Here is a 15,249-nt window from a genome sequence, read left to right on the forward strand (position 1 = left end):
CTTACTTTTTAAAAATTCAAATTAACTACCGTGAACAAAATGAACAAAATAAAAATTATGCTTCTAATGATGTTATTTTTCAAATTATTTACCATTTGAATAGATGCTTTTATTATAAATAAAAAACCTTTTTCTGAATTTTTATTCTATTTTGAAAGCGCAATCATTCTTTTGAGGGGGAAATTACATGTTAGCACTACTTGGATTTGCGATGGTATTTGTCTTTATGTTTTTAATTATGACGAAACGTATGTCAGCGCTAGTAGCATTAATATTAATTCCGAGTGTTTTTGCATTAATTGGCGGATTCTATGCCAATATGGGGCCTATGATGTTAGAGGGGATCCAAAAATTAGCACCTACTGGTATTATGCTTATGTTCGCTATTTTATATTTTGGGATTATGATTGATAGCGGTTTATTCGATCCTGTCATTAGTAAGATTTTAAAATTTGTAAAAGGAGATCCTTTAAAAATCGTTGTCGGAACGGCTATATTAACTATTATCGTTTCTCTAGATGGTGATGGTACAACAACATACATGATTACAGTTTCCGCAATGTATCCACTATATAAGCGCCTTGGAATGAACCCCCTCATATTAGCTGGAGTTGTTATGTTAGGGGCAGGGGTAACAAATCTTACACCTTGGGGTGGACCCACAGCTCGTGTTATGAGCGCACTTGGACTTGAGGCTTCCGAATTATTTACACCTCTTATTCCAGGAATGATTGCTGGTGCAATTTGGGTTGTTTTCGTTGCCTACTATCTTGGAAAAAAAGAAAGAAAACGTTTAGGAATTATGGATGTACAGTATTTAAAACAAATGCAAACAATGGATGAGCAAGCTGCAACTGTCGAAGCAGCAGTGGATAAACGCCCTAAACTTCTATGGATTAACTTTTTATTAACCGCCACATTACTTGTCTGTCTCATACTAGAAGTTATGCCATTACCTGTTTTATTTACAGTCGCTTTTGCTATCGCTGTTATGATTAACTATCCAAACTTAGAGCAACAGAAAGAACGTATTGCTTCTCATGCTGGGAATGTATTAGCAGTTGTTTCTCTCGTATTTGCTGCCGGTATTTTCACTGGTATTTTATCTGGAACAAAAATGGTAGATGCAATGGCTAACAGTGTAGTAACTCTTATACCAGATGCACTTGGACCACAATTGCCAATTATTACAGCACTTCTCAGTATGCCATTCACATTTTTCATGTCTAATGATGCATTTTACTTCGGGGTATTACCTATTTTGACGAAAGCTGCTGCTACTTACGGAATTAGTGCAGCTGAAATGGGACGTGCTTCCTTACTTGGGCAACCCGTTCACTTATTAAGTCCTCTTGTCGCTTCCACTTATTTATTGGTCGGAATGGCAAAAGTTGATTTCGGTGAACATCAACGCTTCACTTTATTGTGGGCCGTTGGAACGACAATGGTTATGTTAATTACCGGAATTGTAATTGGGATTATTCCAATATAAGATGCAAAAAAAACAGTAGAAGGAATAAAAATCCTCTACTGTTTTTTATTATGAAGAAACAAGAAAATAACGTCTCTCGGGTCTCCCAACACTTCCATATATTAGCTCTGCGTGGACTTTCTTCCCAGATATCAAATACTCTAAATAACGCCTTGCCGTTGATCGGCTTACGCCTACCATTGAACTTAGCACCTCTGCTGTAATCCCTTCTTCATTAACTGTTAACATATGCTTTTTTATTTTCGCTAAAGTTAAAGGATCTATCCCTTTCGGGGCATATTCTATTTGATCTCCCTTCACCCCTCTTTGAGACCATAAATATTCAATTTGCTCCGTAGATAATTGATTATTTTTCTTTAACTGTATAATCTTTTTTTGATAGCCTTCCAGACTTGCTTTAAATCGGTCAAACATTAGTGGCTTTACGATATAATCTGTTACTCCGCCCCGCAGGGCGTGCCTCACTACATCTGTTTCCGATGCCGCTGTAATCATAATAATATCTGTATCGTGCAAATGATGCCTAATATATGTGACAAGTTCCGTTCCTTGCATATCAGGTAAGTACACATCTAATAAAACAAGCTGTGGCTTCACAAGCTCTAGCCATTCTTTCGCTTGTTCTCCAGTCGTTGCCGTTCCAATTACTTTAAATCCCTCAATTTTCTCAGTAAAACGACGATGAATGTCAGCAATCCGAATATCATCTTCTACAATTAATACTTCAATCTCCTCACCCATTACTATTCGCCTCTCTCTTTCGGTAGTGCAATAATAAATAACGCACCACCTAAATCCCCTTTTTCAATTGCAATACTTCCATTTAAATCTTCTACTAACTCTTTCACTTTTGCTAATCCATATCCTCGCTCTCCTCCTTCTTTCGTCGAAAAGCCTTTATAGAATATGCTAGTAATTATTTCATCATGAATCCCTTGCCCTGAATCTTCCACTTCAATTAATATTTCTTCTCCAATATCAGTTACAAACATCCTTACTTTCTTATCATTCTCTTCATTTTTTTCAATTGCTTCAAATGCATTCGTAATTAAATTTCCTAAAATAGAAACGACATAATTACTCTCAATATGTGGACTTAATTTTTCTAAACCACTTTCTCTATCTAGCATAAAATCAATCTTCAACTCTCGTGCTCTATTATAAAATCCAATTAAAATTCCACCTAGCCATGGATTTTGAATCCGCTTCATAATAAATTGAACAAAATCTTGATATACCGCTGTTTCCTTATGAATAAGCTCTAAAGCATCTTCGTATGATTCTAATTGAATAAGACCTGAAAGCGTATACAATAAATTATTATATTCGTGCGCTTGCGCTCGTAATGCCTCTGTATATTGCTTCGTCTGAGATAATTCTGCTGTTAACTGATCCATTTCAGATTTCAAACGTAAGCTCGATACAACACCAGTTACTTTATTCTTTACTTTAATAGGTAGACGGTTCGCAATAACAGCCTGTCCTTTTATATTTAATTGGCGATCAAACTGTTCTTCACCAGTTTGAAGTACATCTAGTATCGTTGAATTAGGAATTACATTTAAAATAAATTCCCCAATAATATTTTGTTGTTTATCTAGCGAAAGAATATCATAAGCTGCTTGATTGACTAAACTAATCATGCCATTTTTATCGATTACAATAATTCCTTCACGTACAGATTGAATCACTGTACTATGCTCTTCATATAAAGATGAAATTTCTTCTGGTTCCATCCCGAACATCATTCTTTTTATACTTGCCGCTAAATATATAGAGCCGATTACTCCAATTAATAGCCCTATTATTGTAATCCAAAATACACGCTTTCCATACACTTCTACCGCTCCATGAATATCAGCCATTGAAAATCCAACAGACACCACACCAATGATTTCATTTTCCTGATTACGGATTGGAACTTTTCCGCGTAATGAAGGGCCTAATGATCCAGTTGCTTTCGAAACATATGATTTTCCTTCTAATAAAACGCCTTTATTATCTCCGCCAACCATTTTTTCTCCTATTTTATCTCGCTCAGGATGCGCATAACGAATCCCCTCTTTGTTTCCAACTACAATGAAGTCAGCCTCTGTATCCATTCGAATTTTTTCTGCGATTGGCTGAATAATAGAAGCTGGATTTTCTTTTTGAAAAGCTTCCTGAATTTCTGGTATCGCGGCAACTGTTTTCGCAACATGCAAAGCCCGTTTCCCAATTTGCTCTTCTACCGTTTCAGATAATATGTAATAAAATAAATAACTCGTTAGCAGAAGTACCACTAAAATAAGTGTACTAATAGTTAATGTAATTCTCGGTTGGAGTTTTAATTTTTTTAATTTCAAAACCATTCCCCTAACATGATTAAAGATAGAATTTAAAGAATATACAGTCTCTTTAATTATACTTAATCATAACACGGTTACTCTATATTTCTTTCTTTTTCTCTTCATAAAAAAAGAAACGAAGTAAAATTATTACCTCGTTTCTTAATATTTGTTATTACACTTTAAACTTACTAATCATCTCTTGTAATTCTTCTGCCATTTGTGATAAATGGACTGCTGCTGCATTTATTTCATCTACTGAAGCTAATTGTTCTTCTGAAGAACCAGCAATATTTTGAACGCTTGCTGCATTTTCTTCAATTGTAGCTGCAATTTCATTAATAGATGCACTTACTTGTTTTGCATCTACCGTCATTTGTTTTGCTACATCTACCATGCTATCAATTTGTACAACTGTATCATTTGTAGACTTCAATATTTCGGCAAAGCTTTGCTTCGTTTCATTTGCAACTACAAGTCCTGATTGTACTTCTGCTCCAACTTGATTCATAGAGCTTACTGTTTCTTTTATATCAAATTGAATCTCTTTCACTAGTTTCCCAATTTCCGTAGAAGACTGTCCTGATTGTTCTGCTAGCTTTCGCACTTCATCTGCTACAATTGCAAATCCTCTTCCTTGCTCTCCAGCTCTCGCAGCCTCAATTGCCGCATTTAACGCTAATAAATTTGTCTGTTCTGCAATATGTTGAATCACTTCAAGGATTGCTCCAATTTGTTTCGACTTATCGTCTAACAAACCAATGATTTTGTCTGACTGTGAAACAGACTCATGAATTAATTGCATTTGATTCACAGTTTGTTCAACTAACTTCCCACCATTTTCAGCTTTTTTCTTCGTATACATAGAGGCTGTAGATACTAATGAAGAACTATCTGCAACACGCTGAATTCCTTCTGTAACTTCTTCTAACAATGTTGCTCCTTCTTCAACTTCTTTCGTTTGTATTTCTGCACCACTTGATACTTGCTCTATCGCCTGTGTAATTTGTTCCGTTGCTTCGCTTGTCTGCTTCATACTAGCTGTTAATTCTTCTGAAGATGCCGCTACATGACTTGCTGAAGTGTTTATATTGGAAATGACACTTTGTAACGATGCAGCCATCTCGTTAAAACTTTCTCCTAGCTGTCCAATTTCATCTTTAGAATGAACTGTAATTGATTCTGTTAAATCACCTTCACTAATCTTCTTCGATGATATGACAAGTTGTTTTAACGGTTTAATAATAGACGCAATTATGAAGTAAATTACAATCCCACCGATTATTAGTGAAATTCCAAGAACAGTTACTGTTTTATAGAAAATAGGTTCAGCCGCTTCGATAATTTCTTTGGAAGGCATAATTCCTGCTATTTTCCACCCAGTTTTCTTATTCGTTTTAAAAGTGATATTGCGATCTTCACCATCTAATGAATAATGAAAATCCCCAGCTTCCTGTTTATACAATTCTTTACTAAGTTTCTCTTCTAATTTCTCTCCTGGCTTCATTTTCGGGTGCGCTACTACATTTTTATCTTGATCAAATATCGCTACATACCCTTCCTTACCAATATTAACCATATTAGAAGTAGTAACAATATTATTAATGATTAAGTCAATCCCAAGAACTCCACTTTTATCCTCGTTTTGCTTTGCTAGTGTAATAACAATATTTCCTGTCGTTTTTGACTTATATGGAGCAGTTACAATTACTTCTCCGCTTTTCTTCACTGCCTCTTTATACCAATCTCTTTCTGTAGGATTATATCCATCTGGCATCTGAATAGCTGGTGATTGAATGAACTGTCCATTACTAGATCCTGTATAGATTGCTTCCATTTCTGGATGCAGTTTATTGTATTCTTCTAGTTTATTTTGTATGTTTTGAATTTGATCTGCTTGGTAACTTGATTGTGTAAATAATTTCGTAAAATAAGTTGCATCTATTTTTTTACTATCCAATTCCTTATTAATTACATTATCCAAAATTTTTATATTATCTTTCGCCGAGTTTAAAATTGTTTCATTAAAATTCGTCTTCGCCTGTTGATAAGACGTCCAACCAATTACAATACTTGGAAGAATTAAAATAATAATAAATGATACAAGTAACTTTGTTTTTAAACTACTACTCCTTAATTTCCCTTGAAACATACTTCTACCCCTCCATACCGTTTTAAATGTAATTAATTAACATTTAATCTTTCTATAAAAATAATACGATTTAAATGTATCAATGAGACTCTCTATCTTTTTATACATCTAAAGAATTGATACATATCTTTTTCATTCTATATAAATTAAATAATTAAAACAATGTATAAAAATGTATATTATTCGAAATATTATAATTCATAGGAGAACCTCTAGTATTTCACTTACTAGAGGTTCTTTCCACCTTACTATTCTTTATCTACTTCTTTTTTCTCATCTTCTACTACAGATACAACAGGTTTATCGCTTGATAATTGTTGTACCGCTCCTTTTCCTGCAAATCCTTCTAATAGCTCTTTTAAGTCAATGCCAGAAGAAGCTTTTAACGTTTCTTGCATCGTTGCCATTAAATCAGTCGCATAACCCGCAACTTTTCCGGCCCCGCTATTTTTACCACCGCCGCCTGTATCGACAACTGTGATTTTATCAATATTACTAAGCGGACTTGCAACTTCCTTCGCATAACTTGGAAGCATTTTAAGAACCATATCCATAATTGCCGCTTGACCATATAATTCAAATGCTTCAGCAATTTTTTGTTTCGCTTCTGCTTCTGCTAAACCTTTTAATCTAATAACATCTGCTTCTGCTGTACCTTGCGCTTTTTGTACTTCCGCTTTCGCTTGACCTTGCGCTTTTTCGATTTCCGCCTTCGCTAAACCTTCCACACGTACTTCTTCCGCACGAGCTCTCGCTTCAGCTTCAATCTTATATTGATCCGCATCTGCCTTTTTAATTTGTTTTACTTTTTCTGCTTCTGCTGATTGCTCAACAGCATAACGATCTGCATCTGCTTTTTTCTTAACTTCTGCATCGTATTGCTTTTCACGACGCGCAATCTCTTTTTCTTCTAACTCGATTTGCTTTTCACGCTCAATGATTTTAACGCGCATTTGCTCTTCTGTAACACCTTGTTGTGCTTTCGCTTGTTGTAATTCGTAAGAAAGATCCGCATCTGCACGTGCTTGCTCTTGTTCTCTCTTATAGGACTGTACTTTTAATTCTTTATGTTTTTCAGCTTCAGCGATTTGTGCATCACGTTGATATTCTGCTTCTTTTGCCTCTTTTTCAGCACGTGCTTTTTCAATACGTGCTTCTTTTTCACGCTCTGCATTTGCAATTGTTGCATCACGCTTAACTGTCGCAATTTGCGGCTGACCAAGCGCATCTAAGTATCCGTTTTTATCCATTATTTCTTTAATTGTGAAAGAAACAATGCGAAGTCCCATCTTCTTTAAATCTGTAGAAGCTACTTCATGTACCTTTTGAGCAAATTGCTCTCTATTACTATACGCATCCTCTACTGTCATAGAAGATAAGATTGCACGTAAGTGACCTTCTAAAACCTCTTTTGCTTCTACTTTTAACTCTTCTGTTTCTTTTCCTAAATATTGCTCAGCTGCAGTAGATACTTCTTCAATTGTAGAACCTACTTTAATAATAGAAACACCATTTACTGTAACTGGAACACCTTGCTTCGTATACGTATCACGTGTACCAACTTCTAATTTGTAGTTTAATAGGCTTAAAGGCTCTGCTCTTTGCATAATTGGAACTACGAAAGTACCGCCCCCGCGGATAATCTTAATCTTCTTTCCATCATCAGTGGTAACAACATTCTTTCCTCCACCAAGCCAGTTCCCTGTAACAATTAACGCTTCATCTGGACCAACCGTACGATACTTCGTAATGAATACTAAAATGAGTAGAATTAAAATTGCCAGTAAAACTCCACCGATAATTAATGGAATCGTCATGTAAATTCCCCCTTATAATTTTGGTTTTTTTAAAGAATAAGCGATGTTTTGTACAAGTAAAACACCATCTTGGACTCCCTCGATAATAACCTCTGTTCCTTGCGAAATATCTTTTTTTCCAACAGTTTTAGCTGGGATTGCATTACTTCCAAATTGGGATAAAATTAATACTTCACCAAATCCTTCTGTAGGAATTGTCGTAATGACTTCTCCTTTGCAACCGATAAATTCATCCATACGTTGTACGGTATTTTGTTCTGCTTCTGCAATCGGTTTTAAAATTAGTATTTTCATGATGAAAACACCGATAAAAGATATAGCAAATGCAGCCCCGAAAATAGTAATACTATTAAAGGAAAATAAGTACTCTCCTATATAACTAAGCCCACATAACATGGCGAAGAAACTAAGTAATAAAGTAACAACGGATACAGATCCGCCCCCAAAACTAAATATCGATTCAAATATATCTCCAAAGAAGATATAAATAACAGTGAGTATAGTAGCAATAATAAATCCATATAAATAAATTGTTTCAAGTGGATAACCAAACAAGACCATTTCTTATCCCCCTTTCTTAAACAATCCCTTTTTTGTTATGTGTATGCCCCACCTCTTTCAAAGATTATAGTTCTTAATTTTCAGTTATTTACTCTTTAAAGAAAAGCCTGTAAAACAGGCCCCTAAAAAAGAACAGGAGAAACCTATTGTGACAGGCTCCTCCTAGAAAATAACCGATATATTATATATCTATATAATATACTATTTTCCACAAAAAGTAAAGTTAAACATACATTGGAAAAGCGCTTATTTTCCCCCGATTGGTGTGGGCTAATAATCATTGGGGGATGAATGATTAAAGTTTCACTTTACTGATAATGAGTACGTTCCATCGCCATTATCATATTTATATACATACAAGTAATACTTGCCTGGTTTTGCATTAAATTTCGCTTCTATATGATTCCCATTGGCTTGACCGTAAGCTGCATAATTTTGCATATCTGATTCATGGTGAAGTACCCATGTCATCCCAATTCCATACTCATTTAAAACAGAAATGTCGATATCTTTCGCTGACGCTACATTAAATGTATAAACATCAGTGTGGTCCTCGCCAATAAGATGACCTTTTATCGTACTATTTAGCCCGATACGATTTGCTTCCTCTGGACGATTATTTGGTTCTGATTCTGTTAAACTTCCATCTTTAATCGTAACAGTTGTTTCGCTTCTGCTCTCTTTGCCTTTATCATCTTTTACTCTTAACGATACTTTATAAGAACCTTCTCTTTCATATACATGTACTGGATTCACTTCTACACTTGTGCTTCCATCTCCAAATTCCCATAAATAAGAAACAATTTTTCCATCTTCATCGTTTGAGCCATCACTTTTAAATTGAATTCCCTCTTTTACAAGACCGCTATAAGGGCCATTTATATTAACCGTTGGAGCTTTATTTTCTCCATCATCTTTTGCGATTCCATGGAAGACTACATCATATTCAAATTCATTTGAGCTATTCACACGATAATTGACGAAGTATGCTGTAACAGTTTTGTAGCCACTCCATTCTTTTTGCGCCAATTGTTCTAAAGATTCATTTACTCTTTTACTCATTGCTTTCCAATCTTCTGATTCACCTTTTGTGACACTACCTGTATACGTACCTTCTAATGTAAATGTATTAAAGAATTGAGAATTATGTTTTGTCATTTTTGTATCATTCATAGGCAACGTATCACTAATTTCTTTTTTCACTTCAGTTAACGATTTCGGTGCATGTTCAGCTAAATAATCATCTGCTACTTCCGGTACATTATATTTATCTTGATTATCAATTAACTGCTGCATATACTCTTGATACTCTTTATTTAACTTAGGATCTTTACTTAGATTTTCACGATATGCATCATAATTTTTCACGTCATTCGCACGAATCAAATCTTGAATTTTATCAAATGTTTCAAACTGATGCGTATATAAGTAAGACTGCAATGCGAACGAGTAATTATAGAAATCCCAAGAACCGTATTTAGCAAATAGTGTACGCTCTGCTGTATAACGGCTTGCAGGATCAGATGATAATCCGCTAATTATACTCTTTCTTGGTACAACGTTATTCGTACGAGTAGATCCTGCGAAAAACTCTGCATTTCCTTCTTGGAACCAAGTTAGCCTTTCATTTTGATACATATCTCCTCTTCCAAATAAACCAGGAACTTCATATCTCCCTTGCAGATAATGAGTAAATTCATGACGGAATAACTCTTCTAAACTATAAATACTTTGCTCTGGTGTACGCTCATATGTAAAGAATGTACCTGTCTCTTCAATATAAATTCCACCATTGTTTGTTTCATATCCATACAATTGTCTATTTAACTGATATTCATCTGGACTATTATAAATTACAATCGTTAATACATCATCCGCATTTCCTGGCTCTAACGCTTTGTCATTTCCAATTACACGGTGATACTGTGCCTTTACTTCCTTCGCAGCCCAATATAGTCTCTTAATTTTTTCTTCTGATACTTTATCTCCTGTTTTGAACACAATTGATCCATCGTCGAATGTATATGTTTTTGGTAAGTATTGCTCTTTTCCTTCTTTACGTATTTTCTCTAAATCTACTGTATTCCCGCTATAATCTTTACCATTATAATTTGTTGTAATTTGTTCTACCGCAACAAAATACGGTTCACTTAAGCGCGGGTACATATGCATTGCTTGTGTAACAACCTCTAATCCTTTATTTGGATTGCTATGAAACTTCCCTAAACGGCTAGCAAAATAAATTCCATTATTAACGAGCCATTTATTTTCTGACGTTACTTCATTTAGAAGAGCAATACGATTTATTTCATTAATAAACCCATCTACTTTTCCATACCACATCGTTTCATTCGCTTCTTTACGAGCCTCAGTTAAGTACGACTGTATATCATAGTCAATACCTTGCATAATATCGTATATTGCTTGTCCCTTCATTCGATCATTTACATAAGTAGTATAATTATCATTGTATTGCTTTAAAATATTCGATGCGTATTGAACCGTTTCAACATCGCTTGAAGCATTACTAATTAATTTACCGTATGCAGATACGACTGTATCTTGTTCAACTGTACCAAGCTTAAAGTTTGGATTTTTTGCGATTGCTTTTAAAGCAGGTAAACATTTATCCTGGAAGCTTCTTTCATTTAAGTCGCTTAATTCACTATTATAAAATGCAAGATAAAAAGCTGAACGCAGCACTTCAGTAAACGTTTGAATTCCTTTTGAATCATCTTTCGTAAATGTACTACCTCTATGAGCTAATTCATCTATAATGACTTGCATTTTTCCTTTATCTTTATAAAAAGCCTTTGCATCTTCATTAAACTGGAATAAGTCTGTAATTTGGTGCCATTTAATACTGCCTAACGTTTCAACTAATTCTTGGTCATTCATTTTGTTTAAATCAGCCATTGAATAGCTTTCTTTAACCTGCTTTACTGCAGTTTTCTTCGTAATAGATGCTGGTCGCTGTGAAAAATCTCCTACTTTTAAACGTTCTTGAAATGATAAAGTTTCATCAACTTTTGAAATATGTCCAACTTCATCTACCGACTTTTCAATTCCAACCGGTTTCGTTTTTAACACGTTATACGGTACTTTTTCTTCCGCTGCTGCATGAGTTTGAAGTGCGCCTAACGATAAAGCCATTGTACTAATGCTAAGCATCACTTTATTGATCTTTGATTTCTTGTTCATATCCTGACCCCCTATTTTAATATTCCATTCAAGAATTTAACATAAAATCTGGATGTAACAATATAAAATGCAATATTTCATATTATTTCTTCCTATAATTTGTACATATCGTGAACGCATTGCTCTTTACCTCCCTAAAACAAATTGCATCCTTTCACATTATAAAAAGGGAATTTTTTGACAATTAAAAACTTAATTGTTATGATTATTATAATTGTTAACTTTATTAAATAAGGGTGGGATTCTATGATAAAAAAAGAAAACAGTGTATTTTATATCTCCTTCTTGCTAACAACATTATTCATTATATGGGGAATTACCCCAGCAAGTTGGATACAAGGCTACGATTTACAAAGTGTTACATCTTCTTTAAACTCATTTATCCTCAATAAATTTGGATGGTTTTACTCTCTACTTATGACTACAATGATTATTTTGGCTGCTTATTTAGCATTTTCCAAGTACGGTTCTATTCGTCTCGGTAAAGATGGAGAAAAGCCAAAATATAATTATCCATCTTGGCTATCCATGTTGTTTGGGGCAGGAATGGGAATTGGACTCCTCTTTTATGGAATCGCTGAACCGATTTCACATTTTACAGATCCGTTAACAGGAAAAGCAGGTACAGAAGAAAGCGCCAAACTCGCTATGCAATATTCATTTTTCCACTGGGGACTCTTTCCGTGGTCACTATACGCAATGGTCGCTTTAACAATTGCATATTTCACATTCCGCAAACAAAAAGGTAGCACTATCGGGGCTACAGTTACTCCATTATTTAATCGATCGAAAAATTCTCGTATCGGAAAAACAGTTGATATTTTAGCTGTTTTAGCCACAGTGTTTGGCATTGTACCATCTGTTGGGATTGGTGCTCAACAAATTGCTGGAGGATTAAGCTATTTATTCCCTTCCATTCATAACACTTTACTTACCCAGCTCGTACTTATAGCTACCTTCGCTGTTTTATATTTAACAAGTGCACAAACTGGCTTAGATCGTGGGATTAAATATTTGAGTAACTTGAATTTCTCTCTTGCAGGTATTTTACTCATCTCTTTCTTATTTTTAGGACCAACTGTATTTATTATGAAATATTTCACATCTACACTCGGTTCTTATATTGGAGCTTTACCTAGTATGGGATTAAATTTAGGAGCATTTAATGAAAAATCTTCTGCTTGGATTGAAAACTGGACTATTTTCTATTGGGGATGGTGGATCTCTTGGTCTCCATTCGTCGGTACATTCATCGCTCGTATTTCTAAAGGACGCACAATAAAAGAATTTATTTTTGGAGTTGTATTAGTCCCAACCCTTATCTGTACATTTTGGTTTGCAGTATTTGGTGGTACCGCAATTCATATGGAAATGTTCCAATCGCTTGGAATAGCTGATGAAATTGCAAAAAATGGTACAGAGATTGGATTATTTGCTGTTATTTCACATCTACCATTCTCTACATTTTTAACGATTATCGGGTTAATTTTAGTAGCCACATTTTTCGTTACTTCTGCCGATTCAGCAACATTTGTTGTTTCAATGCAAACGAGTAACGGAAGCTTATCACCGAAAAATAGTTTAAAACTTATATGGGGATTAACAATCGCGATAATTGCCGCTATTTTATTACAAGCTGGAGGATTAAATGCACTACAAATCGCAGCTATCATCGCAGCACTACCATTTTCTATCGTAGTCGTTCTTATGGTCATTTCGCTCTTTAAGGAGCTGCGAAAAGAAGATGTTAATTTGCAAACAAAAGAAGTATCTCAAAAAATAAAAAAGGTTATGTAACGATTAGCACCTCAAATTACTTCTGAATCCGTAACAACTGAGGGAAAAGTAGATTAATAAAACCCATTCGTATGAAATATAATTTTCATACGAATGGGTTTTCGCTCTATTATATAGTGTTGTAAACATGCCTTCTCCTCAAATCCTACTTTCTTGTACAATTTCATCGCACGATCATTATTCGTATTCAAACATAATTCTATCTCCTTCATTCCTTGGAAGGAAATAATATACTGAATTGCCTTTTGTAATAACCGCTCTCCGACACCTTTTCTTCTACTATTTTCAGCGGTTGCAATAAATTCGATATTCGCTTCTTGAAACTCTGGATTTACTTCCACATATACATAACCTTCTAACTTATCATTCTTCATACTTACAAATAATTTATTCGTATTACTTAAACGTTCAATAATTTCGTTTCCGTCATAATACGTATTAGAAAACACATGATTGTGTAAAGCGATAAACTGCTCAAACACTTGTGGTAAAGCCTCTTCTACATTACATATAATACGGTGCTCCACAATATTATTTAAAACGAGAATACTATGTCGACCTTGTTCTTTTGCATGTAAATTCCTCATTAAACGGGCACAATTATTATTTTCCACATGATAAAAACCATAAAATCTCTCAATATGAAAAGGCACCTTTTCTATAAGTTCCTTCCACATATGTAAAGCAACTTCTTCCCAATTCTCTGCGATAATAAACGGCCCCCATATCTCTGCACATTTCTTTACTTCATCCACATCAAATCCTAATAAACCTATTAAATTATTATTCTCATAAGTAGCAACAAAAGATTGTTCCCAGCCTATATCTGAAAAATCATGAATAATTGTCTGTAACAACTCCTCTTTCTCATCTCCACAATAGCCAACATGATGAGTAGCATCTTTATTCATATTCGCAATAAATGCTGCCACCTCTTCAATTTTCAAAATAGAACTGACATACATAACCTCTCCTCCTTCACTAATATATTCACACCTTTTCCATTTATATCCTTCTAAAAAAGACATCACCATAAGCATATTTCAAAATGAAATCGCCATGATAATGTCTTCTCAAAAACTCATATAATCATCTTACGTTATAATAAGATAAAACGTTTTTTATTTCTTAAATAATCTCTTTCTAAATACAAACATACTCAGTGCTGAAAGAACTAACGCTATGCCTGAAAGTAATGTTGATGTATTCTCTTGTCCACCTGTTGCTCCTAATGATTTCTTACTTTCTTCTTGCTTATTAACAGCTGGTTTATTTTCTTTCACAACTTGATTATTCACGTTTTGTTCTTGGACTACTGCTGATTGATTTACCGCGTCTTTTGAACCTTCAATTTTTTTTCCTGTTTCTTTTACCTCCGCTTTCGATCCTTCAACTCCTGTTGTTGGCTCGTCCACTTCCTCTTTCGCTTCTTCAACTTCTTTCGTTGGCTCTTTTACTTCCTCTTTTACTTCTTTTACCGGTTCTTTCACTTCTTCTTTTGTTTCTTCAACTTCTTTTACCGGTTCTTTTTCTTCTTCTTTTGTTTCTTCAACTTCTTTTACCGGTTCTTTTTCTTCTTCTTTTGTTTCTTCAACTTCTTTCGTTGGTTCTTTTACTTCTTCTTTTACCCCTTCAACTTCTTTTGTTGGCTCTTTTACTTCTTCTTTCGCTTCTTCAACTTCTTTTACCGGTTCTTTCACTTCTTCTTTTACCCCTTCAACTTCTTTTGTTGGCTCTTTTTCTTCTTCTTTCGCTTCTTCAACTTCTTTTACCGGCTCTTTCTCTTCTTCTTTTGTTTCTTCTTTACCGGCTCTTTTTCTTCTTCTTTTGTTTCTTCAATTTCTTTTACCGGCTCTTTTTATTCTTCTTTTGTTTCTTCATTTTCTTTTAAAGGNCTTTTNT

Annotated in this window: 9 protein-coding genes and 2 pseudogenes; 2 read left to right on the forward strand and 9 right to left on the reverse strand. The window is 34.5% G+C overall.

Annotated elements, in window-relative coordinates:
- Positions 1–187: 187 nt before the first annotated feature.
- Complete coding sequence (locus DN401_RS11020; RefSeq protein WP_000880472.1) at positions 188–1,492, forward strand: CitMHS family transporter; 1,305 nt, start codon at positions 188–190, stop codon at positions 1,490–1,492.
- A gap of 48 nt (positions 1,493–1,540) precedes the next feature.
- Here DN401_RS11020 and DN401_RS11025 read toward each other — a convergent pair whose 3' ends face one another.
- The 7 genes and pseudogenes from DN401_RS11025 to colA all read right to left on the reverse strand — a co-directional run bounded on the left by DN401_RS11025 (position 1,541) and on the right by colA (position 11,550).
- Positions 1,541–2,233 (reverse strand): response regulator, encoded by a 693-nt coding sequence (locus tag DN401_RS11025; protein WP_000503461.1) that lies wholly within the window; start codon positions 2,231–2,233, stop codon positions 1,541–1,543.
- Between the two features lie 2 nt (positions 2,234–2,235).
- Positions 2,236–3,843, reverse strand: coding sequence for an ATP-binding protein (locus DN401_RS11030; RefSeq protein ID WP_002025277.1), 1,608 nt, complete (start codon positions 3,841–3,843; stop codon positions 2,236–2,238).
- A gap of 151 nt (positions 3,844–3,994) precedes the next feature.
- Positions 3,995–4,942, reverse strand: coding sequence for a methyl-accepting chemotaxis protein (locus DN401_RS30455; RefSeq protein WP_370445030.1), 948 nt, complete (start codon positions 4,940–4,942; stop codon positions 3,995–3,997).
- Positions 4,937–5,971 (reverse strand): annotated as a pseudogene (locus DN401_RS30460) (HAMP domain-containing protein); the annotation flags it as partial. The pseudogene DN401_RS30460 and the gene DN401_RS30455, both read right to left, overlap by 6 nt.
- Before the next feature lie 248 nt (positions 5,972–6,219).
- Positions 6,220–7,788: a flotillin family protein gene (locus DN401_RS11040; protein WP_000155016.1), complete on the reverse strand. Its 1,569-nt coding sequence runs from the start codon at positions 7,786–7,788 to the stop codon at positions 6,220–6,222.
- Between the two features lie 12 nt (positions 7,789–7,800).
- A complete protein-coding gene (locus tag DN401_RS11045; RefSeq protein WP_000242445.1) occupies positions 7,801–8,349 on the reverse strand; it encodes an NfeD family protein in 549 nt (182 codons plus the stop codon).
- A gap of 303 nt (positions 8,350–8,652) precedes the next feature.
- Positions 8,653–11,550, reverse strand: a complete 2,898-nt coding sequence (colA, locus tag DN401_RS11050) for a collagenase ColA (RefSeq protein WP_001036409.1) — start codon at positions 11,548–11,550, stop codon at positions 8,653–8,655.
- Positions 11,551–11,796: 246 nt separating this feature from the next.
- Here colA and opuD point away from each other — a divergent pair, with 246 nt between their 5' ends.
- On the forward strand, positions 11,797–13,347 hold the full coding sequence (opuD, locus tag DN401_RS11055) for a glycine betaine transporter OpuD (RefSeq protein WP_000591577.1): 1,551 nt from the start codon (positions 11,797–11,799) through the stop codon (positions 13,345–13,347).
- A 53-nt stretch (positions 13,348–13,400) separates the two neighbouring features.
- On the opposite strand, the gene DN401_RS11060 is transcribed toward opuD, so the two are convergent.
- Together DN401_RS11060 and DN401_RS30140 are read right to left on the reverse strand one after the other, a co-directional pair.
- On the reverse strand, positions 13,401–14,312 hold the full coding sequence (locus tag DN401_RS11060; protein WP_000289532.1) for a GNAT family N-acetyltransferase: 912 nt from the start codon (positions 14,310–14,312) through the stop codon (positions 13,401–13,403).
- A gap of 156 nt (positions 14,313–14,468) precedes the next feature.
- Positions 14,469–15,202, reverse strand: a pseudogene (locus DN401_RS30140) (LPXTG cell wall anchor domain-containing protein); the annotation flags it as partial.
- Positions 15,203–15,249 lie beyond the last annotated feature (47 nt).

It is taken from the genome of Bacillus sp. BF2-3 (assembly GCF_008368795.1).
GTDB classification, from domain to species: domain Bacteria; phylum Bacillota; class Bacilli; order Bacillales; family Bacillaceae_G; genus Bacillus_A; species Bacillus_A cereus.